Origin of the sequence: Stenotrophomonas sp. YIM B13575 (assembly GCF_042787595.1) — a bacterium.
GTDB classification, from domain to species: Bacteria; Pseudomonadota; Gammaproteobacteria; order Xanthomonadales; family Xanthomonadaceae; genus Stenotrophomonas; species Stenotrophomonas lactitubi_B.
Window position 1 is genome coordinate 212,642 of sequence record NZ_JBHZOP010000012.1, and the last position, 25,114, is coordinate 237,755.

General features: G+C 62.3%; 21 protein-coding genes. 13 read left to right on the forward strand and 8 right to left on the reverse strand.

Features of this window, described 5'->3' with window-relative positions; all coding sequences use genetic code 11:
- Positions 1-45: 45 nt before the first annotated feature.
- The 4 genes from ACFX4F_RS03130 to ACFX4F_RS03145 all read left to right on the forward strand — a co-directional run bounded on the left by ACFX4F_RS03130 (position 46) and on the right by ACFX4F_RS03145 (position 4,290).
- Positions 46-1,107 (forward strand): ABC transporter substrate-binding protein, encoded by a 1,062-nt coding sequence (locus tag ACFX4F_RS03130; protein ID WP_380652174.1) that lies wholly within the window; start codon positions 46-48, stop codon positions 1,105-1,107.
- Between the two features lie 14 nt (positions 1,108-1,121).
- Positions 1,122-1,955 carry an ABC transporter ATP-binding protein gene (locus ACFX4F_RS03135; protein WP_099818456.1) on the forward strand — a complete coding sequence of 278 codons (834 nt, stop codon included), beginning with the start codon at positions 1,122-1,124 and terminating at the stop codon, positions 1,953-1,955.
- On the forward strand, positions 1,939-2,715 hold the full coding sequence (locus ACFX4F_RS03140) for an ABC transporter permease (RefSeq protein WP_089235668.1): 777 nt from the start codon (positions 1,939-1,941) through the stop codon (positions 2,713-2,715). Before ACFX4F_RS03135 ends, ACFX4F_RS03140 begins: the two co-directional genes overlap by 17 nt.
- 135 nt (positions 2,716-2,850) lie before the next feature.
- A complete protein-coding gene (locus tag ACFX4F_RS03145) occupies positions 2,851-4,290 on the forward strand; it encodes an OprO/OprP family phosphate-selective porin (protein ID WP_380652178.1) in 1,440 nt (479 codons plus the stop codon).
- Positions 4,291-4,314: 24 nt separating this feature from the next.
- Here ACFX4F_RS03145 and ACFX4F_RS03150 read toward each other — a convergent pair whose 3' ends face one another.
- Positions 4,315-5,562, reverse strand: a complete 1,248-nt coding sequence (locus ACFX4F_RS03150; RefSeq protein ID WP_380652181.1) for an arsenic transporter — start codon at positions 5,560-5,562, stop codon at positions 4,315-4,317.
- Between the two features lie 256 nt (positions 5,563-5,818).
- Here ACFX4F_RS03150 and ACFX4F_RS03155 point away from each other — a divergent pair, with 256 nt between their 5' ends.
- Positions 5,819-6,544 (forward strand): hypothetical protein, encoded by a 726-nt coding sequence (locus ACFX4F_RS03155; RefSeq protein ID WP_380652184.1) that lies wholly within the window; start codon positions 5,819-5,821, stop codon positions 6,542-6,544.
- Between the two features lie 18 nt (positions 6,545-6,562).
- Here ACFX4F_RS03155 and ACFX4F_RS03160 read toward each other — a convergent pair whose 3' ends face one another.
- Entirely contained in the window at positions 6,563-7,048 is a 486-nt protein-coding gene (locus ACFX4F_RS03160; RefSeq protein ID WP_380652187.1) for a hypothetical protein, read from the reverse strand.
- Between the two features lie 30 nt (positions 7,049-7,078).
- Positions 7,079-7,435 carry a hypothetical protein gene (locus ACFX4F_RS03165; RefSeq protein WP_380652189.1) on the reverse strand — a complete coding sequence of 119 codons (357 nt, stop codon included), beginning with the start codon at positions 7,433-7,435 and terminating at the stop codon, positions 7,079-7,081.
- A 905-nt stretch (positions 7,436-8,340) separates the two neighbouring features.
- Here ACFX4F_RS03165 and ACFX4F_RS03170 point away from each other — a divergent pair.
- A complete protein-coding gene (locus ACFX4F_RS03170; protein ID WP_380652192.1) occupies positions 8,341-8,643 on the forward strand; it encodes a hypothetical protein in 303 nt (100 codons plus the stop codon).
- Positions 8,644-8,735: 92 nt separating this feature from the next.
- Positions 8,736-9,296 (forward strand): HEAT repeat domain-containing protein, encoded by a 561-nt coding sequence (locus tag ACFX4F_RS03175; protein WP_380652194.1) that lies wholly within the window; start codon positions 8,736-8,738, stop codon positions 9,294-9,296.
- A gap of 606 nt (positions 9,297-9,902) precedes the next feature.
- On the opposite strand, the gene ACFX4F_RS03180 is transcribed toward ACFX4F_RS03175, so the two are convergent.
- Complete coding sequence (locus tag ACFX4F_RS03180) at positions 9,903-10,862, reverse strand: AraC family transcriptional regulator (protein ID WP_380652197.1); 960 nt, start codon at positions 10,860-10,862, stop codon at positions 9,903-9,905.
- Positions 10,863-10,966: 104 nt separating this feature from the next.
- Here ACFX4F_RS03180 and ACFX4F_RS03185 point away from each other — a divergent pair, with 104 nt between their 5' ends.
- A complete protein-coding gene (locus ACFX4F_RS03185; RefSeq protein WP_380652200.1) occupies positions 10,967-12,211 on the forward strand; it encodes an MFS transporter in 1,245 nt (414 codons plus the stop codon).
- A gap of 431 nt (positions 12,212-12,642) precedes the next feature.
- On the opposite strand, the gene ACFX4F_RS03190 is transcribed toward ACFX4F_RS03185, so the two are convergent.
- Positions 12,643-13,560 (reverse strand): LysR substrate-binding domain-containing protein, encoded by a 918-nt coding sequence (locus tag ACFX4F_RS03190; RefSeq protein ID WP_380652203.1) that lies wholly within the window; start codon positions 13,558-13,560, stop codon positions 12,643-12,645.
- A gap of 127 nt (positions 13,561-13,687) precedes the next feature.
- Here ACFX4F_RS03190 and ACFX4F_RS03195 point away from each other — a divergent pair, with 127 nt between their 5' ends.
- The 5 genes from ACFX4F_RS03195 (at position 13,688) to ACFX4F_RS03215 (ending at position 20,606) form a co-directional block, all read left to right on the forward strand.
- Positions 13,688-14,248, forward strand: coding sequence for a hypothetical protein (locus tag ACFX4F_RS03195; protein ID WP_380652206.1), 561 nt, complete (start codon positions 13,688-13,690; stop codon positions 14,246-14,248).
- The gene (locus ACFX4F_RS03200) at positions 14,241-14,567 is read left to right on the forward strand and encodes a hypothetical protein (protein ID WP_380652209.1); all 327 of its coding nucleotides are present in this window, start codon (positions 14,241-14,243) and stop codon (positions 14,565-14,567) included. The genes ACFX4F_RS03195 and ACFX4F_RS03200 overlap by 8 nt, the downstream gene beginning before the upstream one ends.
- Before the next feature lie 9 nt (positions 14,568-14,576).
- The gene (locus ACFX4F_RS03205; RefSeq protein ID WP_380652212.1) at positions 14,577-15,428 is read left to right on the forward strand and encodes an MBL fold metallo-hydrolase; all 852 of its coding nucleotides are present in this window, start codon (positions 14,577-14,579) and stop codon (positions 15,426-15,428) included.
- Between the two features lie 804 nt (positions 15,429-16,232).
- On the forward strand, positions 16,233-17,720 hold the full coding sequence (locus ACFX4F_RS03210; RefSeq protein WP_380652215.1) for an FAD-dependent monooxygenase: 1,488 nt from the start codon (positions 16,233-16,235) through the stop codon (positions 17,718-17,720).
- A gap of 303 nt (positions 17,721-18,023) precedes the next feature.
- Positions 18,024-20,606 carry an AAA family ATPase gene (locus ACFX4F_RS03215; RefSeq protein ID WP_380652218.1) on the forward strand — a complete coding sequence of 861 codons (2,583 nt, stop codon included), beginning with the start codon at positions 18,024-18,026 and terminating at the stop codon, positions 20,604-20,606.
- A gap of 320 nt (positions 20,607-20,926) precedes the next feature.
- Here ACFX4F_RS03215 and ACFX4F_RS03220 read toward each other — a convergent pair whose 3' ends face one another.
- The 3 genes from ACFX4F_RS03220 to ACFX4F_RS03230 form a co-directional block, all read right to left on the reverse strand.
- On the reverse strand, positions 20,927-22,486 hold the full coding sequence (locus tag ACFX4F_RS03220; RefSeq protein ID WP_380652221.1) for a hypothetical protein: 1,560 nt from the start codon (positions 22,484-22,486) through the stop codon (positions 20,927-20,929).
- Between the two features lie 301 nt (positions 22,487-22,787).
- Positions 22,788-23,669, reverse strand: coding sequence for a hypothetical protein (locus tag ACFX4F_RS03225; protein ID WP_205507998.1), 882 nt, complete (start codon positions 23,667-23,669; stop codon positions 22,788-22,790).
- A 261-nt stretch (positions 23,670-23,930) separates the two neighbouring features.
- Positions 23,931-25,016: a site-specific integrase gene (locus tag ACFX4F_RS03230; protein WP_164280139.1), complete on the reverse strand. Its 1,086-nt coding sequence runs from the start codon at positions 25,014-25,016 to the stop codon at positions 23,931-23,933.
- Positions 25,017-25,114: the final 98 nt, after the last annotated feature.

The window sequence follows — 25,114 nt, forward strand, 5'->3', positions numbered from 1 at the left end:
CTTGCCCGCCACCACAACGTAGATGCTTCACTCCTGGGAGGGATGATGTACAAGCAGTTCTTCATGGCCGCGCTGTGCGCGGTCGGCCTGGCCGCGGCCGGATGCAGCAAGCCGGACGCCACTGCCGCCGGTGGCGGCGCACGCGGCGGCGACAATGCGCCGGTGCGCATCAGCGTCGGTTCCTACAACCTCAACAACCTGCCGTTCTTCATCGCCGATGCCAAGGGCTACTTCAAGGACGTCGGCCTGGACGTGAAAACCGAGAACTTCGCCCAGGGTGGCTCCAAGGTGCTGCAGGCGCTGGTTGCCAACTCCACCGACGTGGCCGTCGGCTTCTACGACCACACCATCCAGATGCAGGCCAAGGGCAAGGACGTGGTCGCCTTCGTGCTGCTCTCGCGCAATTCCGGCCTGGTGATGGCCGGCCGCGAAGACGCCACGTTCGATCCGGCGCGCCCGCAGACCATCAAGGGCCAGAAGGTCGGCATCACCGCACCGGGCTCCTCGTCGGACTTCTTCGTGCGGCATTTCCTGGCCCAGCATGACATCCCGGTCGACAGCATCTCGCTGATCGGCGTGGGGTCCGGTGCCGCTGCGGTCGCCGCGCTGGAGCAGGGCAAGATCGACCTGCTGGTGAATTACGATCCTGCCGCCACCCTGATCACCGAACGCAAGGTCGGCAGGATCATCCTCGACGCACGCAGTGATGAAGGCGCACGCCAGGTCTATGGCGGCCTGTACCCGACCTCGGTGATGTACGCCAACCAGAGCTTCCTGGACAAGCGCCCGGAAGCGGCCGAAAAGATCGCCCGTGCCGAGCAGATGGCACTGAAGTTCATCGCCGACAACAGCGCCGAGGACATCGTCGCGGCCCTGCCTGACAGCTATGTCTCCGGCGACCGCGCCACCTATGCCCGCGCCGTGGAGAACGCCCGCGCGATCTTCACCGCCGATGGCCACTTCACCGCGGCCGATCTGGAAACACCGCTGAAGGTGCTGCGCGAATTCAACACGGACGTGGCCAAGGCCAACATCGATCTGTCCAGGACCTACACCAATGCCTTCGTCGAGCGTGCCCACGCTGCGGCGCCGGCTGCCCAACGTTAAGCGGAGGTAACCCCATGGCCCTCAATGCCACCGTGCGCCAGCTCAACGGCGCGCCGCAGCTGGAGCCTGCACAGACCATGGTCGCCATCAACAAGGTGACCATGTCCTTCGGCGAATTCACCGCCGTGCGCGATGTCGACATCCAGGTAGGCGACGGCGAGTTCCTCGCCATCGTCGGCCCCACCGGCTGCGGCAAGAGCACCATCCTCAATTCCGTGGCGGGCCTGCTGACCCCGTCGTCCGGCGACGTCGCCATCGATGGCCGCAAGGTCAGCGGCGTGCAGGAATCGGTCGGCTATCTGTTCCAGCAGGATGCACTGCTGCCGTGGAAGACCGCCTACCAGAACGTCGAACTGGGCCTGCGCTTCCGTGGCGTGCCTGAAGCCGAGCGCAAGGCCAAGGCCAATGCCTGGCTGGCCAAGGTCGGCCTGAGTGGCTTCGAGCACCGCTACCCGCACCAGCTGTCCGGCGGCCAGCGCAAGCGCGTGCAGATGGCGCAGGCGTTGATCGTCGAGCCGAAGGTGATCCTGATGGACGAGCCGTTCTCGGCGCTGGACATCCACACCCGCCACCTGATGCAGAACGAACTGCTGCGGCTGTGGCAGGAGGATCGCCGCTCGGTGATCCTCATCACCCACGACCTGGAAGAGGCGATCGCGCTGGGTGACCGCGTGGTGGTGCTGTCCTCCGGCCCGGCCAGCCGCGTCGTGCGCAGCTTCGACGTGAACCTGGAGCGGCCGCGCAACGTGGCCGAAATCAAGCTGGACGAACGATTCACCGACCTGTACCGCGACATCTGGGCCTGCCTGCGCGGCGAAGTGGAGAAGAGCTATGCACGCCAAGACTGACAAATTCATCCAGCTGGCCCTGGTGGTCGCTGTGTTCGGCGGCTGGGAAGGCGGCATCGCGCTGGGCGTGATCGATCCGTTCTTCTTCCCCTCGCCAACGGCGATCGTGCAGCAGGCCTGGACCTGGCTGTCCGATACCTCGTTCTACCAGCACGTCTACATCACCCTGACCGAAACCGCGCTGGGCTACATCATCGGCACCGGGCTGGGCGTGGCCGGCGGCGTGTGGCTGGGCCTGAGCCGCCGTTCGGCACGCATCCTGGACCCCTTCATCAAGGGCTTCAACGCGATTCCGCGCGTGGTGCTGGCGCCGATCTTCGTGTTGTGGCTGGGCCTGGGGCTGTGGTCGAAGGTGGCGCTGGCGGTCACGCTGGTGTTCTTCACCACCTTCTTCAACGCCATGCAGGGCGTGCGCGAAGTGAACCCGGTGGTGCTGGCCAATGCCCGCATCCTCGGCGCAGGCCGCAGCGACCTGCTGCGCCACGTGTACTTCCCGGCGGCGGCCAGCTGGATCCTGTCCTCGCTGCGCACCTCGGTCGGTTTCGCCGTGGTCGGCGCGATCATCGGCGAGTACCTCGGTGCCTCGGCAGGGCTGGGCTACCTGATCGCCCAGGCCGAGGGCAATTTCAATGCCGTGGGCGTGTTCGCCGGCATCATCATCCTGGCCGCCTTCGTGCTGGTCATCGACGCAATGCTGGATGTGGTCGAGAACAAGCTGATCACCTGGCGCCCGAACGCGCAGACGCAGGCCACCAGCTGAGCGCGGCTGCCTGAGCCCGCTTGCCGCGCCGCCGGGCTGGATCCGGCGGCGCGCGCCTCCTTCCCCGATCTTCCCCCGCACCACCGCAACAGGCCAGCGCCCGGCCAGGGGGCCGGCTGGCCGGAGAGAGAGACCATGAACCATTCCACCGTGCTGCCGCCGGCAGCGCTGTCGGTCGCGCTTGGCCTGCTGTTGGCCAGTGGCCACGCCGGCGCCCAGACCACGTCATCACCGCCTGCGCCACTGAGCCAGGCCCAGCTCTCGCAACTGGTGCAGCAGCAGGCCGTGCAGATCCAGCAGCTGGAGGCGCGCCTGCGCGCTGTCGAGGGCGGGCAGGGCACTGCAGCCCAATCACCGACAACGGCAACGCCCGCGGCTGCGCTGGAAACCCGGGTGGCCGCGCTGGAATCGGGCCAGTCCAAACAGCCCAAGGTGTCCTGGTCGAAGGGCGCGCCGGAGTTCAGCAGCGCCGACGGCAACGTCACCTTCCGGCCGCGCGGGCGCCTGTTTGTTGATGCCTCCAGCACCGACGGCTCCGCGGTGAACGACCGCAATCTGTCCGGCACCGAAATCCGTTCGGTGCGCCTGGGCGCCGAAGGCCGTTACGGCATCCTCGGCTGGGCCGTGGAGGGCGATTTCGCCGACAACGACGTGGCCTGGAAATCGGTCTATGCCACCGTCGATCACCGCCTGTTCGGCCTGCCTGCCGACCTCACCGTCGGCAACCGCCTGAACGATCGCGGCATCGACGGCTCCAGCAGTACCTCCAACACACCCTTCCAGGACCGCAACGTGGTGGGCACCTTGATGCTGCCGCAGCGCGGGCTGTTCGGTGTCGGCCTTACCGAGCGCGTGTACGGCAAGGGCTGGCACGCCAGCCTCTCGGTGGCGGGCAATGACCTCAACAACGCTGGCACCGACAACGACAGCCAGACCTGGGCCACGCGCGTGCACTGGAACCCCATGGAGCGTTCCGCCGCGACGGTGCATCTGGGCGCATGGGCCTTCCACGAGGAGATCGCCGCCGGCGCCAGCAGCGTGGTGCGCAGCTCGGCCATCGCCGGGCATTTCAACGACCTAGTCAAGATCACCCCGGGCACGCTGCTGGGCGCCGAGCGCAGCACCGGCTATGGCGCAGAGCTGGCGGGCTTCTTCGGCCCAGCCTGGGCGACCGGCGAATGGGGCACCCGCAATCTGCGCGGTGCCGATGCCAGCGGTCGCTACGACCTCGATCACCAGGCCTGGGCCGTCTCGGCCGGTTGGTTCCTGGCCGGCGCCATGCCGGCCTATTCGGGCAAGGCCGGCACCTGGGGCCGGGTGAAGGTGGCCGACCCTGTCACGCGCGGCGGCAGGGGCGCGTGGGAGCTGAAAGCACGCTATGAAGACGTGGATTACGCCGAACTGCCCAGCGGCGGTACCGGCCACGCGTGGACGCTGGGCACGAACTGGTACCTCAACGATTTCAGTCGCGTGATGTTCGAGGCCATCCGCTGGCAGACGAACAACCGCAGCGGCACCGGGCCGGGGAAGGACGAAGGCACTACCTTCAACACCCGCCTGCAGGTGGCGTTCTAGGCCAGCACGGCGCCCGCGCCCTGATCAGAGCAGCAGCAACGCCCCGATCAGCGCGGGCGGCATCACAAGCGCGCCGACCCGCAGGAAGTCGAGCGCGCCGACATGCTCGCCTTCGCGGCGCAGCGCCACCAGCCACAGCATGGTGGCCAGCGAACCGGTCACCGACAGGTTCGGGCCCAGGTCCACGCCGATCAGCAATGCCGCGCGCGTCTGCGCCGGCAGCTCGGCCATCTGTCCCAGCGAGCCGGCCGCCAGACCCACCGGCAGATTGTTGGCCACGTTGCTGAGCAGTGCGGCCGAGGCGCCGGCCAGCCAGCCAGCCTGGTGCGGCGAGGTCTGCGCCAGCGCCTGCAGGTTGCTGGCCGCCACCTGGATGACACCGGTCTGCGACACCGCTTCAACCAGCACGAACAGGCCGGCCACCAGCGGCAGCACGCCCCATGACACGTGGCGCAACAGCGGCAGCGGGCCGCGGCGCTGGCGGATCGCCACCACCGCGACGCTCAGCGCGCCCGCACAGAAGGTGGCCAGGCCCAGCGGGCCGTTCATTGCCGAGGTCACCAGCAGCACCGTGCCGGTGAACAACACGCCCAGCGCACTCAGCCGGCCACCCTCGGTAAGCGGGCGATGCGCGGGCGACGCTGCCAGCGGCTGTGCGATCTCGCGGCGATGCACCCAGCGCAGCACCAGATAGGTGGCGCCGATCGCAGCCAACGAAGGCAGCGCGAACTGTGCCAGCCACTGCAGCAGTGAGGGCATGTGGCTGCCGTACACCACCAGGTTGGCCGGGTTGGAAATGGGCAGCACGAAGCTGGCCGCGTTGGCGATGAACGCGCAGACGAACAGATAGGGCAGGGGATTGGCGCGGGCCGCCTTGCATGCCGCATAGACAGCGGGCGTCAGCACCACCGCCGTGGCATCGTTGGACAGGAACACCGTTACTACCGTGCCGACCAGGAACACCAGATCGAACAGGCGCCGCCCCGAGCCGCCGGCATGCCGCACCGCATACAGCGCCAGCCAGTCGAACAGGCCCTCGCGCCGTGCCAGCTCGGCCAGCACCATCATGCCGATCAGGAACAGATAAACGTCGCGCCCTTCGGCAACCGCGTGCCAGGTCGTGCCGAGCGACACCGCCCCGAGCAGCGGAAGCAGCGCGGCCGCGCCCAGCGCCCACACGTACTCCGGAATGCGGAAGGGGCGGAACAGCAGGCCGACGGTGGCAACGGCCACGGCCGCCCAGATGATGAGGGGGGAATAGGAAGCGAGCATGGAGTAAGTGGGGTCTCAGCTGCACCGGCGCGTAGCCAACAGCAACGCGCGCGCTGCGTCGCGGCAAGTGCGAGAAAGTCGGCATCATACCCGGTTGATGGTTCACGCCATTCACCGTGACGCGTCACGGTAATTGCAATTCCGCGCTCCTGTAATGCAAGCGTAGTGCCGGCCGCTGGCCGGCAAGACGCCATCTGAAACCCGTCTCGGCTACGATTCGGTGACCGACACAAACGCCGGTGGGGCAGGGGGCGCAATGGACATGCAGACAGGAACCGTATTCGATTCACCCGCGCAGACCAAGCCGCGGGAGGAACTGACCTTCCACTGGCTCTATGAGCGTGTGCAGGAACTGGTCGAACGCAGCATCTACCCGAAGGCGGGCCGGCTGGAGAAGTGGTCGTTCCGAGTGGGCATGCTCGCAGCCGTCATAGGTATTCTCAGCAGCCAGCTTCCAGATCGATGGCTCCCAGTCAGCGTGGTGTTGCCGTTGGTCGTCGTGTGCCTGGCGGTAGAGATTGGCGGCTTCATCGTGGGAGGCATCCTGGCGGCGCGGAGAGGAGTTCGGCAGTTCATCCAGCCACGTCTGTCGCATGCGAGGGAAATGGATAGCGATTTTGCGCACTGGCAAGCAGTGGTCGCTGACCTTCGAGCCTTCCCCAGGATCGAGCGCGAACGGCGACTCAAATACGTCAGCACCCTGCGCACCAACATGATTGAACGCATGGGAATGATGTATGGGGGACTGCAGCGTCTTGGTCCATTCCCTGTATTGATTGCGCTCTACCTGCAGTTCCGTGGATGGAAATGGGGCGACTGGGCGGGGGCTTTCGACGTCAGTCTGCTCGGCGCACTGCTGATCTTCGGAATGGTGGTGCTCTACGCTGTGGGCTGGATGCTGATCGGCCTGCGCACTAGGCTGGACACCTACGTCGCGTTGCTTGAAGGCTCCATCCAGGAGCCGGATATGTCTCCCGTGTAGCGCCAATCTGGCTCTGCCCTATCCGCGACAACGCTCATCCTCAGGCACGCCGCCAGTGACCATCAGCAGCAATCGATCCTGCACGGCGGGCTCCTGCACGCCCGCCAGGAACTGCTCCAGATAGCTCAGCGGCTGCAGTGGCCACTGCAGCGTGGCCTGCAGGTAGAAGATGGCAGGCGCCCGTCGCCCGGCGCCAAGTGGCAGGCTGATCAACAGAAGAGGGTGCCGCCTCTCCACGTACAGAACCGGCACACCCCTGCACTGGATCTGGAAGGAAGACGCTGCGTTCGACCCGTCTGTGAACTCGAAACCGTCCCGTGCCCGTGCCTCTGCGAATCGGAGCGCGTGGCGACGAAGCGTCGAAAACATCTCATCGGATACACCCTGGTACGCGAGGATCTCTGGCTCTTCAGGCTCCGGCCAATGAATCCGTGCTGCAACGACCATCGCCAGGAAAAGCACCCACATCACCGCGTGGTGCGCCTTCATCAGCGGAGTGCGCACAACCAGCGTGCACCTTACCAAGGCAGTCTTTCAATCTGCCGGCTGCAGCTGTTCGCTTGCGTGGGCTGCAAGCCCCATGCCGGCCATGATCAACCCTTCCATCACCCGGTCGCCAACGTACTGGTCCGGCTCGCCGTTCTGGCGGCTGCGTTCTGCCGCCAGCAGCACTTCCAGCACAACTCGTAGGCCCGTCAGCGAGCAGTCGACATCAGCCAGTGCCATCTGCCGGCCACGCAGCTGATGCCGCTCTGGCCAGGGCTGGCCGTTGGCGGCAACGCCCGAGCCGATGCTGTGCAGCAGCGCGATGAGGGTGTTCGAATCCAGCATCGGGCCGTTCGCGGGTGCGTCGTGGACCGAGCGCGGGGCAGGGGAGTGGGGCTTGGTCATGGCAGGGCTCCTTGCGTGCAGGCAGAAGCCGCCACCGATAAAGGTGGCGGACGATGCGTGGTTCGAAACCCGGTCTACGCTGGAACCGGCAGGCACAAGGCCTCCACGCACCGCCCGCCATAGCCGGCCGACGGATTGCCAGCCGGCACCACCTGATGGGTGATGCCGGCTGGCAAGCGTTTACTTCAGCGTAGAACCGGGGTTTCGAAGCCCGGCCACCTGTTCAAGGTGGCACAGCAAGGAATACGCCCGGTTGTGCGCGATGCCAATGCAGTAGGGCTGAAGCCGACACCACTTTCAACATTTTAAGAATCGTTGCATACGACGCAGCGACGCTGGAGCCTTGCGCTGCAATGCTATCGGCGGTGTCGGCTGTGCCTGCCTGCGGACTGTCGGCATCCGCCTGGCGTGATCGCGGGCGTGGCGGATGCGACAAAGGGATGGACGGATCGATCTTCAATGCCCCTTCTGGGCAACCTTGGTCCGCTGTAGCCGGAGCGTGCTGCGGAAGTCTGCCTGGGCCGCATCACTGCATGGCAGACGCCGCGCTACGAAATGGCACGATCCGGGGCTCGTCACAGCCGCGACGATTTCCTCCGGAGGCGGCAAACACGTGACGGACCTGACTGCTGATGGAAGTCGGGGAACAGCGCCAACTGCTCGTTGGAGAGGGTAGGGTGGATGTCCGCTTCTGGCCGCGGGGCGTCATGCTACCCATAGCCAATAAGTGCAGCCCCCGAGCCTAGCGCTAACTTCGGTCATACGTCGGCTTGTTCGGCGGGCCCAGCCGCCCTAAGATCGAGCTGTATCAAGGAAAAGCCCACCATGCGTTGTTTTGTGGATAAGTCGTATATCCGCACCCACGGGTCCGTCTACTAGGTAGTTAGACCGCTAAGGATTGCTCAGTGAACTCTTTGGTCTTTGCTTTTCAGATTGAGTTTTTCGTGGTGGCGCTATGTGCATTTGTAATTTTTTACATGCAGGTTCGTGGCTATCGCAAGCACAGGAAGCAGTTCTTCGTTACTTTGGCAACCTCAACTGTATTTGCGGTAGCCGCCACCCTTATGAGGGCGCTCCCATACTTTCTTCAGATGCCTGAAGGCCAATCGGTCACGGTGTACTGGCTATCAGTCCCGCTAGCTATTCTTGCCACTGCACTTGCCACATTGGGCAGCGTCCAATTCTTTCAGGCATTCGATGATAAATAGCACGCTGGCATCGCGGCCTAACAAATTGTTCGAACCGACACCGCTTCGCGGCGCGGCTTAATTCTGGCGTTGGGCATCAACGGAGGATTCCCATGTTTAGCGGGTTCAAACCGAAAGCGGCACCTCCACCGCCGGTGAACCTTCGTCCGAGCCTGGATGGCGTGTCTTGGTTCCAAGACATCTTGACGAAGGTTGAGAGCTTCTGGGCTATGAATCCAATCGAGCCGTCAAAGCGCTCATCTTTCCTCTTGAACTACTTTCGTAGCGCCATCGAGGCTGGAGACAAGGGTCGCGTCTATCTCGCCTTGGAGGTTGCTCTCCAGTCGGAAGGCACGGAAACAGCGGTCTGCCTCTGCGAAATGCTTCTTGTACGTGAGCACGACCGTCACCAAGAACTTGTGCGAGAGCTCCAGCTAATGGCAGAGCCGTCCGCTGTCCCATATCTCGTTAAAGCGCTCAATTCAAATCTATTCCACATGGTCGAGTACAACGGATCCGGGTCCGGCGTGGTGGCAAAATGGTTCAGTCACGCACTCCTCGACATCGGCACTCCAGAAGCCATTGAGGCGCTAAAGGCACTCTCAGTTCACTCGGACACTGAGGTTCGTGACGAGATGGCCTACCGCCTGACCAAACTGGAGGGCTCAAATTGAGACCCAACAAGTGGTCCCAGTGGGACTTCCCCGTCTTTGGCTGGGACAACCCTGAACCCGGGCGTTGAACGTCCGCTTCTGGCCGGAAGCGGACGTGAGTCTCCCTAGCAGCTCGGTTCTCTTATGAGGAACATGTCGATGATCAGCAACCGGTGCAACATTTGCGGTCGAAAGCTTGACGTCTCTGCCGATCTGCTCTCAGCCGACTGCGGCGGAGATTGCTGGGGCTGCGTGGGGGCCATGGAGCTTGGTTGGCCAGAATCCACCAAGCAGGTCGCGAAGGAAATCCGAGCAGGGCTTCGAGAGCCTGATGGGGCGGCTAAGCCACCGTCCTAGATCTAGCAGGACAACGTCCGCTTCTGGCCGGAAGCGGACATTGTGCGTTTCGTGATCTACCGGTCTGTTGTGCAGCTAGAGATCACCAGATCCAACCATTCATATGTGATGTTTGGCCGGAAGCCGCCGTCAGGAATCAACGACCGCCACGCTTGGAGCTTCCTCGCCAACCGAGTGGGCCTGCGCGTCATGCGTGGTGTCCGGGTAGGACAGTCGTACCTCGGCGTGCTCGGCAATCCATAGCAAGGCCTGTCGGGCGCCGTCTCACGATCAGCGGAATGCGCGCGGTCGGCGAGTCGCGCCAGGAGAGTGCCCGATGACGCGCTTGTAGGCGCGACTGAACGCTGCCTGCGACGCGTAGCCGAGACGCTCTGCCACGACCTCGATGGAGAGGCTTTGGTGGGTCAGCCACTGACTCGCCAATTGCATTCGCAGCTCGGTCACGTACCGCAGGGGGGCGGTTCCCACGACGGCCTGGAACCGGTCCGCAAAGACAGAGCGCGAGATGTTGGATTCTGCGGCCAGCGCGTCGACGGTCCAGTCACGCCCGGGGTCTCGGTGCAGGGCAAGCAACGACGGCGATAGACGCGGGTCGCGCATGGCCATGACCAGGCCGGATGCGCCGTCGCAACCGCGCTCGACCCAGTCACGGACGATCATGGCGGCTACTGCATCCGCCAACCGGGCGAGTATTCCTGCATATCCAATACGTCCGGAGCAGACCTCGCGCTTCATCGCATCGACCATCGGCAACAGCCCAGGGAACTGTGTAGCGTTGCCATCGGCCAACATCACAGCTGGCATCACCTTGCTCAACCCTTGCATGCCGCCCAGATCGAACACCATGCATCCGTGGAAGAGCACCGCGCTTGGCACGGCATGTGTGCTCGGGCATGTATCTATCCCGCTCACCGCGTCACCCAGCGGGGCTGCGTCTATCGTTTCCAGGCACTGGACGGGGTGGTCGTCGCCCGACAGCAACGCGTGCTCTTCTCCGCGGGGAAGAAGCACGACATCCCCGGCAGATAGGCGGTGTTGGCTACCATCCTCGCCACGAAGAATGGCAGTGCCCACTGCCAGGTAATGGAAGTAGGCATGGCCCAGCTTCGAGGGAAATCCAAGCCCAAAGGTCGGCCCGGTCTGAATACGTCGGTATTGAACGCCATGCAGCCGCATGCCGGTCAGCAGCTCGCTGATCAGGTCGGAGGGCTGGGGTGGGGCGTGGCTCATTGAGGTGGCCCGGGGTTTCGATCAAAAATGCAGGTTGGACAATCATAGATCATCCTGATGTGGCTCCCTAGACTCTCGGCTGCATGAATGCACTGGGATCTTTGATGAGCAATAACGTAGTGGATGCAGCAGGCGCGCCTGGTTCTGTGGCCAGGGATAGCGGGGAGCCGTCTTCATCGGCATGGGTGGCCGTGTTTTCGCTGGCCATGGGTGTCTTCGGGCTACTCACGGCCGAATACCTGCCTGCCAGCCTGTTGACGCCGATGGCGTCGGATCTGGAGGTGTCGGAGGCGCTGGCCGGTCAAGCCGTGACGGTTACCGCTGTAGTGGCCCTGTTCGCTGGCCTGCTGGTGCCGCGACTGACCCGTTCGATAGACCGGCGCCTGGTGCTGTTGAGTTTCACGGGTCTGATGATCCTCTCCAACGCCCTGGTGGCATTGTCGTCCAGCATGGCCGTCCTGCTGGCGATGCGCGTCCTTCTGGGCATCGCCCTGGGTGGTTTCTGGAGCATGGCAGCGGCCGTGGCCATGCGGTTGGTGCCGCCGCAACGCGTGCCTCGCGCGCTTTCCATCATCTTCAGCGGCATTGCGGTCGGCACGGTGGTGTCGGTTCCCTTGGGGAGCTACCTCGGCGGGCTACTGGGCTGGCGCAGCGCCTTCTGGGCTGCGACGGCGGTAGGTGGACTCACGTTTGCGTTCCAGTGGTTCACGCTGCCCAGAATGGCCCCGCGCAAGGCGGCAGTCCCGGAGTCGGTGGTGGGGCTCCTGCGCCGGCCAGGCGTTGCGGTCGGCATGCTGGGCTGCGTTCTGGCGCACACCGGTCAGTACTCGCTCTTTACTTACATCCGTCCTACGTTGGAGAGCTTGGGACAGATGAGCGCTGATGGCCTGGCGCTGATTCTGCTCGGATTCGGTGTGGCGAACTTTGTCGGCACACTCCTGGCGGGCTGGCTCATGGAGCGCAGCTTGAAAGTCACGCTGGTGATCATGCCAGCCTTGGTGGGCGTAGCCGCGCTCGGCATGGTCCTGTTGCCGGTGGGCGTTGACGGGCTGGCGATGCTGGTCGCGCTCTGGGGTCTGGCCTTCGGTGGCGTGCCCGTTGCATGGTCGAGCTGGGTGGCGCGTGCAGTGCCCGACCAGGCCGAGAGTGCCGGTGGGATGGTGGTTGCTGCTGTGCAGTCCTCCATCGCCGCGGGGGCCGCTTTGGGCGGGCTTGTGTTCGGGCTGGGAGGCATCGTTGCCGTCCTCACCGTTGCCGCGGCAGTGATGCTGCTCGCCAGCCTGCTCATTGCCTTCCGAGTCAGAGTGCGCTCGCCGGCGTTCTCGGCAGGTCCGGTGTTCCACATTTAGATGCCCACAGCTATGCGTGGCTCCGAGATTCAGTTCGAACGGCATCCCCAGGCCGGTCAATTGAACCGGCCCAATGGATCATGTGCTGAGCTCTGCTGAAAGGCAGTCAGCGGTTCACTGAAAGCACCAGTCTGGCCGACCTCAACGAGGACGTGTTGACCGGCATGCTTATGCAATCGGTGATGGCCACTGCCTATGCAAAACACGACGTGGCGGTTCCAGCGGTGGTCCAGCCGATGACGGGGCAGCTTTCGTCGCCTGGTGAGCCCTTGCAGGACTGGCCGCCCTCAATGACCACGCCGGCCCTATTTCGGCGGGCCGGCGGCAAGCGCACTGGCTCAACGAGAGAAATGGGTGGAACAGCCGAATGATGGCCACAACCAATGCCACGTATGCATTGGGCGGGCATCCATGCATGCCAGCGCGAGTCCTCACGGCGTGGCCGGCAAGTCAGTCTCCATCCGAGCCGCGCGGGCTTGGTCCTGCAACCAGTGTGCAAACGCTTGCACCGGACCGGCAGTCAAACCGATCGGTTCGGACAGCACCAGGCAGAACGTCTTGGATATCGCCTCGCCTTGCGGCCATGGCGCCACCAACCGACCTTGCTCCAGCTCTGTCTCCACGTAGAGGCGTGGCACCAAAGCGACCCCGAGGCCTGCAAGCGCTGCTTCAATCAACATCGCATGGAGGTCGTAGCGTGCACCCACCGCTGGGTTGGTGAGGGGTATGCCTGAGTCCTTGGCGTAGCGCTGCCAAGCATCGGGACTCTGTCGTCGGTGTAGCCGCGGCAGTTGGTCCAGCGGGACGCTAGCCTTTGCGCCCTTGATGAGCGCGGGATGGCACACAGGCACCAGCACTTCCTGCAGCAGCGGGTAAGTGCGCATACCCGCCCAGGCTGGGTGCTCGAAGTGCACGGCGGCGTCGAATCCACTGCCGGCCAGCACGAACGGCTCGGTGCGCTCGGATAGGTGCACAGTGATGTTCGGGTGGATGCGGCTAAACGCCGGAAGGCGAGGGATGAGCCATCGCATCGCGAAGGTAGGCGTTACGGCAATGTCCAAGCTTGCCGCGTTGTCAGGTTGGCCCATCAGATATTGGCTGTCGCGGTCCAAACGGTCCAGTGACTCGCGGACTTGGGCGGCGTATCGCTCGCCATTGGGCAGGAGGCGGACGCGATTGCCGACCCGCTCAAATAGGGGGACCCCCAGGAAGGACTCCAGCCTGCCGATCTGGCGGCTGATGGCCCCCTCAGTGAGGGAAAGCTCTTCCGCTGCCCGCGCAAAGCTGCCGTGGCGGGCGGCGGCCTCGAAAGCGGTCAGGGCGGTGCTGCTGGGAATCTTCCTGCGCATGGGGATCCAGCGTGATCTTTTGTCACTGAAGCATACCGAAACATCGATTTCATGCTAGCTAATGCACGCCTAGCATGATGGGACATCAACAAGGGGCGCGTGCACAAGCCGGCCCAGGAGTGTTCCCATGATTTACACCGTTGAATGCAGCTATTCCGACTCCGCCGGCGAGGAAGAATGGAACGATTTCTACAGCCTGCAAAAACTGCCCGCGCTCATTTCCGTGCGGGGCTTCCACACCTCGCAGCGCTTCAGGGCGTGTGGAGCAGGGTGCCCGACCTACCTTGCACTTCACTCGATAGACGGCCTGGAGGTCCTGCAGGGGGACGAGTACGCCCGGAAGGGAGGGGGCAACTTCGCACGCTGGCAGCATCACATCACCGACTGGCATCGCAACCTATACAGTGGCTTGGATCGGGCCCCCGCCGTCGAACAGGGCGATTACCTGCTGGTGAGTCGCGTCGGCCCTGAGCCGATCATTGCGATGGGGACCGCCCCCGAGCCCTTGCATGCGGTTGCTCTGGATCACGCTCCCGCAGCGCTCTGGCTTGCGCGCCTTCCGGCCGGGATGCTTCCAGCCATGGAGTCCTTTCCCAGTGGCATGCATGCGTATGCGCCCGTGACAGCACAACTCAAGAGCGTGTCCGATGCAGGCCGGTCAGGGGTGGAGACGCACCCAAATGCCTAGGCTCTCGATCTACTTCACCGAGGAGCGGATGCCGGCGAAGGACAGTCTGACCGCGCTCACCGAGCGATGCGCGGTGCTGTGCACGGACGTGCTCGGTGCTGCGTTGGACAACGTCCACATCCTTTACCTGGCTGCGCGTCAGGGACGGGGCCATCCGGCGTCCGCGGAACTGGCCTATCGAGTGGGACCGGGCAGGACGTCCGAGCTTATGGACGAATTCATGCGGCAGCTCGATCTGGCCATCCAAGTCCATGCAGGGCTGACAGCGCGCATCCGATGTTTTGGCTACGCCAGTGATTCCCTCCACGCACGAAATTGACGAGCGGCCATGAACGCATCCATCGTTGAACGGGCTCTGCCCATGCTCCAGATCGGTGACTTTCTGATCCAAGCGATCAGCGATGGGCATCTTACAGCCAGCCTGGATCTGCTCTCCCACATCGATCCGGCCGAGGCCACGCAGCTACAGCTGAAGGCCGGGGTCAGCGACCCGTCCTCGATCCACATCAACACCTACCTGGTGCGGGGGAAGGGCCGCACGATCCTCATCGACGCCGGTGCTGGGGGGATCAATGGCTGGGGAGGGGAGTTGAGGGGCAATCTATTGCGAGCCGGTGTGCAGCCCACGGATGTGGATACGATCTTGCTCACGCATGCGCATCCTGATCATGTTGGCGGTCTGCTCGATGCTCACGGTCACCCCGTCTTCCCCAATGCGGAGCTGCTCATACACCCACGCGAGCTGTCCTTCTGGGAGGACGACGGCAACCTTGCCCGCAGCAATGATCGTGCCCGGGGCAACTTCCTGCTCGCACGGCAGGTGTTCGCCGGATATCGCCGCAACTTGCGCTTGTTGGCCGAGGGCGATGTGCTGCCCGGTATCAGCATGGTCCCGCTGCCGGGCCATACGCCAGGTCACACCGGCTATCGAGTCGATTCGGGGGGCCAGATTGCCTTGATCTGGGGCGATATCGTCCATTTTCCGCATATCCAGATTGCTCGCCCCGACGTATCCATCGCATTCGACCAGGACCCACAGCGAGCAGCAACGGTCCGTTCAGGGCTTTTGGATATGGTCAGTGCAGATCGGCTGATTGTCGCCGGCATGCACTTGGGTGAGCTGGGGTTTGCTCGCATCCAGCGCATCGGAAGGAGCTATGCCTTCATCTACGCCGGATGAAGAAGGGCTGGTTGTTGTAAGGGCAGCGTCCGATCTTGGCCGAGAGCGGAATTTGCCCGGTGGGAAGGGCAGGGGAGCTGCTATCCAATTTTAGGATTAGGGATGTTTATCGGGGGAGGGCATGGCAGCTCCCGACCCGTAACAGCCATTCGAGATGAGGCGCGCTCGATGGGCTTCGCTTATGTTGCCCCGCTTGCATATTTTCCATACACCACCACGGATCATGGCTAGCTCATAGGCGCCAAATTGGAATTGGGCGGGACGAAGCATGCATCGGCCATTGAGAGCGCTATGGCGGCTTTCCGGCTAGTATTTGATTTACGGCCCCGTCAGGGGGCATCCTGCGACCCAGGGGAAAGCATTGGCTCTTCGACACAGCTACGTCTACCACGTCCTGAAATTCCTCAGGAACGGACAGGCCCGAACGGCTCGCGACCTACTCCGACTGCTCGCGGTGGAGCGCGAGAACATGCGGTCGAAGGAAGGGAAGAACTTAGCAGGCCCAGAGAGCCTCGAGCAAATGGAAGTAGTTCTCGCCGGCCTCGCGGAAATCGGCGTGCTGTCAATTGGGAGCGACGGTCGCATCTCGCCTGACAACGATTTGCCTTCGCCAAGCTTTGACGGTGGTGGTGATGAAGGTGGTACGCCTGGAGTACCCACCGGACCCGAGTCCGGTGACGGCGGTGGGGTGGGATTGTCCGAGATCCTTGGGCACGCCGTACTGTTCTGCCTACCCGATGACGCACAGGATGCCTTACTTGACGCTGCATTCAGCGCCGGACTTCCGGAAGAAGGACCTCACGGATGATCAGTGTCTCAGCGCTACCGTTGTTGGCCTACAAGGTCGGACCGAACCTCTTTGACCTGTCGAGCAATTTGCATCAGGTCAGCATGCGCGATCAGATCCATCGCGCCGTGGCGCTTGCGGAAGCACTTGTGGCAGGCAACCAACTCCAGCCCGGCCAACAGGCGCTGATCGTCGGTGCCGGGGTCGCTGGCGTCGTGGCAGGCATGGTGCTTGCGCGCCACGGTGTGGAGGTCCAAATCGTCGATGCTTCGGTAGATGCGCCTTTCCGGTTGCAGCGCGGTGTCGCCACACGATACGTGGGTCCGTACATGTACGAATGGCCACTGGTGGTACATGGCTGCCAACAGATGCCTCCGCCAGTAAATGAGGCACTGTTTCCTTGGGCTGCTGGCAAGCCGAAGGCGTTGCCATTCAGCACCAGCTTCCCGGCCAGTCCAGATGATCTCGTCAAGGATTGGGAGCCGATCCTCAAGCAGGCCATCGCCAATTCGGGCGGCCGACTTAGGCTGCAGGTAGGCATCAACAGCCCCACAACCAATCGAGACGTCAAGCGTTGGCTCCGTACCGAACGGTATATCGCGGAAAAGCGACATCCACGCAAGCGAACGCGTGCGGTCACCATTCATGGCGGCACTCCTTGGGGTGGAAGCCAGAAGCCATACGCCCCGCTGGTACCACGTTTCGTGCTACTGGCTGCGGGCATGGGAGCGGAGAACAACATCGTCACTGACAGCAGCGGTAACATCTTGCTGCAGGGAGACGCCTTCTGGGCGAATGACGAAATTCGCAAGCCTTATTGTGGCCTGTCCTCACCGCCGCGAGTGGTAGTGATCGGCGGTGGCGATGGTGGCCTGCAAGATGCGCTTCGAGCGGCGACCATTGACGACCACCCGCTCGCCACTTGGGATCGGCTCTTGGCCGCGGACACTAACAAGGTATTGCCCGAGGCGCTGGCTGATATTCAAGCCATGGAGGCGCAGCATGGGCTCAACGCTATCTGGACGGCGACGGATCCTTTCCGTAACCAGGAGCTGCCCACCCTCGACGCCGCCTATCAAAAACTGGCCACATCGCTCGCGGGAGATCAGTACGTCGAGCGGGCTCTGCTTTCCAGCTTGCGCAAGGACGTGAGCAGCGTGCACCTGTGCATCAAGGATGCGTGTTTTTCCAAGGCTTATGCGCTCAACCGCTTCCTGGTGCACCTGCTCGAGCAATGCACGAAGAAGGCAGCCGGTGCGGGCGGATCTCCTTTTGTGGAGGTAACCCGGAATGTGACGCTCACTTCCGCGAAGGATAACAGTGCCATGCAGACGCTGAATTTTTCGAATGGCATGACATTGCATGCCGAGATCGTCATCGTTCGATTCGGGCCGGATCGGAGCGCTCTTCCGGCACAGTGGCTCGGGCTTACCACCAAGGACACGGTAAATCGACAAGAGCTAGCCGCCGTGCCCCTGCCTCTATACCTGCCACCAAGTCGTTGAAAGACCGCTTTTGGCCGGAAGGGGACATCGACAGGCCAGGGGATTAGGCAAATTTATCGGGGGTAGGGAGAAAGCTCCGGAAGCTTGTGATCGGTGACTTTCGCGCCGACGGCCAAAACGAATTTGAGGTGCTAACTGCCTCCCATGGCTGATCAGCTTCGGAAGGGATCCGGGTCGATGAACTCGCGGTGCTACCATCGGCCACAAGTACTGGCCCGATGCGTAGCCTGAAACGTCTCTAGGAGGAGTAAAAGAATGGGGAGCCCACAGGACGGCAGAGCGCCTATCGAGGTCGAAATATTCTTGAACGGCAAGGCCAGCTGGCTGCGAGCGGCCGCCCGGGGGCTGGTTGAAAACCGACGCATGCCCACCGACGCGGAGATCGCCGCTCTGGCTGACCACTGCCTTCTGGAGGCGTCCAAGCAACTCGCCCAGACTGAGCCGCCGCTGGATCCGGGCGCCATCGCGGGAACTCCGAGCCGGGCCGGCCTGCGTCTCGAGCGCGTGTTCGACGTTCGAGGGGTCAACGCGCTTGGAGATCAGGCGAAGTTGGAGCTTGCCGACGCAGACTTGGCGATCGTGTATGGGCCCAATGGATCCGGGAAGTCCGGCTACGCACGCTTGATGAAGCACCTCTGCGGAGCACGGTTGGCGGGCACCATACACGGCAACGTGTTCGATCTCACGCCGGAGTCCCCATCAGCAAACATCGAAGTCCGGGCACTTGAAACTCACGGGCCTGCGACCGACACGACCATCCTCAGTTGGGACTCGGCGAGAGGGCCTTTGGGCCCACTCAAAGCCGTGCCGGTCTTTGACTCGGCCACGTCCTTGGAGTTCGGCGACAGCGCGAGTGCGGCCACTCACACGCCCCGGTCAATGCAGTTTGTGGGCCGTCTTATCCAGATTTCCGATCAGGTGGCGGCGAACCTGCGCCAGCGTGCCGATCTATTGGTCACCCAGATGCCGGTGCTGCCGTCTGATCTCATCCAGTCGCCTGCAGCCAACGAACTTCGCCAGCTCCTCCGCAGCAAGACCCAACGGGCTGCCATTGAAGAAGTATGCATCCTATCCGACGAAGGGCGAGCGGAGCGCGTGACCTTGGAGGCCGCGTTGGCGCAGGCCAACCCCGCAGAGCTTCACGCCAAAGTGGTTGCCGAACTTGAACGCCTGGCGAAGCACAAGGCGGCCGCTGTCGACCGGGAGCATGCAACCGGCGAAGAGAAGGCTGGCGAAATAGTGGCCGCTCAGCTCGACGCCGTAAACAAGCGGGCGGCTGCGACCGCACACGCAACGTCATTCTTCCAGGGGTTGCCGCTGGCCGGCGTCGGAGAAGATACCTGGCGTCGGATGTGGGCGTCGGCCGAGGCGTATGCCCAAGCGTTCGCCTACCCCGATCATACCCACCCGAACACCGAAGAGGGCGCCCGCTGCGTGCTCTGTCAGCAGGAGCTCAATGGGGACGCCAAAGCGCGAATGCAAGGGTTCGCGGATTTCATCCAAGATCGATTGCAGGCGGAAGCGACCGCCGCCGAGCTACGCGCTGTAATGCTGGTCCAAGCACTTCCGGGCATTCCCGATGCGCAGACCTGGTCAACGGTGAGTCAGGCCGTGGGGCTCGATCATCAGGCAAGTGAAGCGCTTCGCTTGGCCGTCGCAGCCCGTTCAAGCGCGTTGAAGGTCGCTGTCGATGTCGCGAGCTTGCCTGTGGTCGACTGGGCGGAATGGCACGCTGCGCAAGCATCCAGGATGGTCGAGTTGGAAAAGCAACGCGACACATTGGCGGGACTGATCGACGTCGAAGGACGCAAACTAAACCAAGCACGGTTGCTCAAGCTAAGGGGCAGGGAGTGGTTAGCAGCCCACCGCGAACACGTCAGTGCAGAAGTTGAACGCCTTCGAGCGATCGAGGGAGTCGAAGCGGCCATCCGCTTGACGTCGACGAACGCGCTGACCACCAAGAATAACGAAATCGCCGGTGCAGAGCTGGCCAAGGGGTTCTGCGATCGCTTTAACGCAGAAATGTGGCGCCTAGGTGGGCGCGGGTTGCCCGTGGTCATGACCCATCAATCCAAAGGCAAGGGCCGTTTCACGTTCTGCGCCGAGTTGAGGGGCCCGCAGCGTGCCATTCACAACCGCGAGGTATTGAGCGAGGGCGAGCAGCGTGTGGTCGCATTGGCTGCGTTCCTGGCCGATGCCACCGGCAGCGATCGTTGCCTCCCGATCGTGTTCGATGACCCCATTTCTTCGCTCGATCAGCGTTTCGAGGAGGCAGTGGCGGATCGGATCGCGGAGCTCGCAGAGACACGCCAGGTGCTTGTGTTAACCCACCGGCTTTCACTGATGGTTCTGCTTAAAAATGCGGTCAAGAAACGAGCGGAGTTCCATGGTTCAACTGCCCGAGTTCAGGTCATCTCCATTGCTAGCGACGGTCGTGCGGCAGGTATTCCAGCCACGATTGACGCGTTCGCGATGAAGCCCAAAGAAGGCCTCGACAAAGTTGTACGTGATGCCAGATCAGCGGCGAACTTCGACGGCGAAATCAGATGGGCCGTGCTGAGAAACGCATGCAGCAACTTCCGGATCCTAGTTGAGCGCTCTGTGGAGGAGCACCTCCTGTTCGGGATGGTCATGCGCTATCGCCGTGAAATCAAAACGATGGGGCATCTGAAGAAGCTTACCGCCATCCGAGTTGAAGATTGCGAGCTCATAGATGGAATGATGAGCAAGTATTCTGCATTCGAACACTCGCAACCTATGGAGACTCCCGCTTGGTTGCCAGAGATCGAAGAACTCATCGCAGACGCTAGTTCGGTTCAGGCATGGATCAAGCCCTTCGAAGCGCGGGCGAAAGCAGCCGCAGAAGGAAGGTCTTCGACCACGTGATCCGCAGATGCACCTCACTCAGGATCGGCACTGTTCGGTCGGGTAAGTCCATCACATCGAACGATGATAAAGGAGCTCTTTCCAATGTGCCTAGTCGTTACGTCTTCAAGGCGTGTTTGCTGGCAGAGGAAATTAACCTGCCTCTGACGTTTGAGCACGAGAGCGACGTCACCGGCGAGTAGGAGGTCGTGTACCTGGAACTGCTCCAGAAGATGGCGATCCCTTCGCACTTGCAGCGTTGACCTCTTCGGCACCGCGTTCATGCTTCTATCAAGCCATCCGCCTTGACCTGCATTCCCTCGAATTCCTCAAACGATACTTCATGAAGTCGTTTGACCGGCGCGACGCATGAGGCTTTCTTTGTCGTCGTGCTCGTCGTAGTAGACAAGCGCCCGGCCTTCGGGGCCGCCTTCCAGGCGCAGTCGGTTTGTCCCAGGGATGGGAACAATATTAAAGCTTAGCAACTCCACTATGGCTGGGATGCCGCCAACTTCCTGTCCCGCAATGGCGACGACAAAATTCGTTGTGATCAGCATCTCAAACTGCTTCGAGTAGTCGATGTCAACCCTGGGCTCGACTTCAATCGGGCCCGGCGTGATTGAAAGCTGATCACCACGCAGGAGCCGGAACGCGAAGCTGATGTCGTCCAGGTCGCGTTCGGTTAACTCGAAATCGTCTGGCAGCGAGAACTCGGATTGCAGGACTCGGGTCACCGCGTGGAGACGACCGAGGGCCCACGCCAAGCGGATGACGCCTTCGAAGTGATCGACAAATGCGGCCGGTAACGCGAGCATACCGTGCCCGTCCTCAGCTTGTATTTCGAGATGCGCCTCACGATGCGAGAGCATCTGTTCCGCCCAAGCAGGAAGCGAGCTAAGTTCGTGGAACTGCCGTAGAGGACGGCCGGTCAAGACATTGGACCGAAGTCCAAACGAGATGTCGATATCTGAACAGGTGGGATACTGCTTGCCCGGCAGCATTGAAAAGTTGAGCAGGCTTTTCAAACGCTCGTTGCTGACAGCCCCATGTTGAAGGCCCTTGAACCGCTCGGCGGGCAGGGGCAACGCGAGCGCCGTGATGGACGGCTTGGCGCCCGGGTAGAGCAGCAGGTTCAAAGGCTCGGCGTTCAGCGGAGTCAGGGTCAGTTGACCGGCCAAGGGGCCTACCTTGTTGCCGTAGACGCTCTGACCGGTTAGGTGGAGATCTTTGACATCGACGGTTCTAGGAAGTCCTAATGCAATGGCCTCCCGCAATCTGGTTTGATTTTCCGGGCCTTCACCCGCCCGGAAGGAGACGCGCAATTCGCGTGTCAGATCTTGTAGGGCGGGTTCCTCAACTCTCTGCAAGGAAGGAGCTGGTGTTTCGCTCGATGCCCGCGCCAACAGGTTCGTCAGTGTTTCACTTAAGTGGCCTAAGCCCGCTGTGTCTTCGATCTGCCGAGTGGCAGTGGCCAGGAAAGCACGATGCAAAAATTCCTCGAACCGTTCGCGGTCGGCCAGCAGCTGTCCGCGATCGAACTGGATCGATCGGTCGCCAATGCCGGACAGCAGTTCTTGATGAGTGGCGCACCACTGCTGGGCATCGAGCCAATAGAAATCGTTGTTGATCGCGCGGACCAGTACGACCGGATGACTGGCCTCTGCGTACTGCCGTAGTCGCTTCTTGGAGGCCGGAGCCGACACCACCCCCAAAGTCTCCCGGGCCGTGCCCTTCACCTGCACAAAGAAGGATCGATCCTTGAATGGCTCGCCAGGGGTGACAAACAGGTCGTAACCGCGATCGATGCGGTGGATGCCAGGGTTCCACCCCCAGCGCATGAATAACGTCTTGACTTCGTCTTCGGCCAAGACGCCGATGACTTGGGTGTCGGGTCTGTCCATAAATGTGAAGCACCTTGCTGGTTAGCTTCGAGTGTAGCGAGAAGTGCTGAGCTCCATAAGCTGGAACCCGTACGCCCCTCGAGAACTGCCCCCGCAGGGCTTCCACTGCGCTGCCAGCCTGTGCACGTGGGGCTTATAGTGCTTCACGCCCCCAAGCTGATACTCGCACCCTTGGCACGCAGCTTGACAGGGGGGCGCCCTTGATTGAATCGTCCGGTTCGACACACTGCGCACCGGGGGAAGTCCAGACTCAGCCCAACCGCCCTTGGAAACAGGGTAAAACCCAAAGACGAATCTCGTTCTACGACTCCTCGCACGCAAGGTGCAGCACGTACTTTTCAGATGCCCATACAGCTAGTTCTTTGCATGCGTCGACGTAGTGACTTTCCAATTCGAATTGACCGTGCGCCAAGTCGTTCCGCTTGTCGGAAAGTGCCATTTTCTGGTCTAGATCGAAGTCGTTCTCAAAGGCGAGCAGCAGGAAATAGATCTTTGTTCGCTGACTGCCCTTGGTGCTCAGCGAGTGCCGGGCCATGTCGACTGCAACACGATTGCTCGAAGGGACATCCTTGTGGGCAGCCAGGTCGTCGGAGATGATCTCGATGATGCTGTAGTAGGACATGAAGCTAAAGCGCGGTGATACCTCCTCAAGTTCGAGGGCTTCCTTGAGGCGCGTTCGCAGCATGGCCGCCTTCCTCGACCTCTTGTCACTCTTCAGCGAAAGTTTTTCGTAGGCTTGGACAAGTGCCTGGATGTTGGGCTTCGGGATCTCCTCGTAGCTGCACATCATGCTGATGCGCCCACCACCGCTAGCCGCTTCTATCCAATCGTTGTCGTACTCCTCCCACTGGTTGAAGTGGATCGAAAGGTAATATTTGAAGCCTGCCACCGGCAGCACACGATCCAGGCATTCATACAAGTCGAAGTTGTTGCCACCCCGGTGATGTACGAAGTCGGCGATAGTTTCGCAAACGAAAGCGGGCATGAGCCCACCTTCGCTTGGAGAACGGGGCTGCTGCCCTAGAGGCAACGGCGAGAGCGTCATCTCGAAGTTGTTCAACTTGAAATGAACAGGCTTCTTGATTGTCTTGTCGCTGTAGACAACAGCCTTCAACTTCACACGAGTGGGCTTTTGACCCCGCTCGTAGTACTCAAGCCACCGCTTTGCATGTTCTCTGTTCATTCGACACCCTAGTAATTGCTTGCGCCTTCATTCGCAGCCGTTCCCTGTGTCATCGCTGGCTGTCGCATCACTTGCTCCCTCCAATGTGGCAGTACTGTGATCAGCTGAACCCAGCTATGGCGATCCACGATCGTGCTCCAAGTGGCTACCGCGTTGCTCGAAAACAGCAGGGCGTACCAAGAAGCAGCCCCACCAACTGCCTAGGAAGAGGTGCATCACGCCGTACATCCTCAGAACTGAGCGGCGTAGGTATCGAGCCATTCAGTCCTCAAGGAGCCGAGCAGCCGGATTGTCCGCGGCTCCGCCAGCTTGGAAATACCCCATCACACTCGACACAGACCTATGCTCGGTCAATTGCATTATCGCCGGCAGCGCCACCCCTTGACGGCTAGCTTCGGTCACGAACCCCGACCGCAGGCTGTGCCCACCAAAATCCCCCTCCAGCCCCGCCAAGCGCGCCCGTCGCTGCACGATCTCGCCGACCGCGGCCGGGGAGAGGGCAGGGCCGACACGTTGTTTCCACAACCGCCGGAAAATCGCCCCCTCGGTGATCCCGGACGCTTCCAGCCAATCCTGCAAGGCGAGGGCGGCCCGATCCAGCACCGGCTTGTCCGGGGTCGAGGTGGCGGTAACGCCAGCCTGCTGGGTCTTGCTGTGCTCGAGCCGGTAGATGTAGCCCGCTTCGCCGATCCGGCGCAGGTCGCGCAGATCGGCGGCAGCGATCTCGCTGCGCCGGCGGCCGCCGCTGGCAAACCCGAAGCAGAGCAGGGCGCGGTCCCGAATTCCTTCCAGACTGTCGTCGCAGGTGGCTAGCAACGCTTCCAGTTCGGGCAGGGTGATGGCGGTCTTCTTACGTGGCCGTTCGCCACGCTTGACGGCGGCCCGCGCGGCACGACTGAGCACGGTGCGGATCGCCGGCTGCTCGCAGGGATTGGTGACTTGCTTGAGCCGGTGCGCGGTGGACAGGACGGCAACGCGATGGCGCACGGTGGCCAAGGTCCACGGGCCGAGCTTGGCCTTGAGGCCCGCGGCCACCAGGGCCTGGTCGATGGCCTGCGGCAGTTCCCAGGCCAAGTCACCTTCGGCCGAGCGGCGCTGCACGTGGTCGACCACGAACTGCAGCACCGTGGCTTCGGGCACCGGCAAGGCCAGTTCGATGCCGTAGCGCGCCGCATGCCAACCGGCCCAGTAGCGCAGGGCACTGGTGTAGCTGCGGGTGGTGTTCTCAGCCGCGGCTTCGGCCAGTAACTCGCGCACCGCATCGGCAGCCTGTTGGGCCAGCCGTTCGGGCAGTACCAGGCTGGCAGCCGTCGCAGCAAGAAGCGGAATCGTAGAATTAGCTTTCATACTATGTAATGTATACTACGAAATGGAACTTATACCCGCGATAATCATCACTTATCACCAGTACGGAATCAATGGGGCAGGGCGCCCGTAACGGAGAC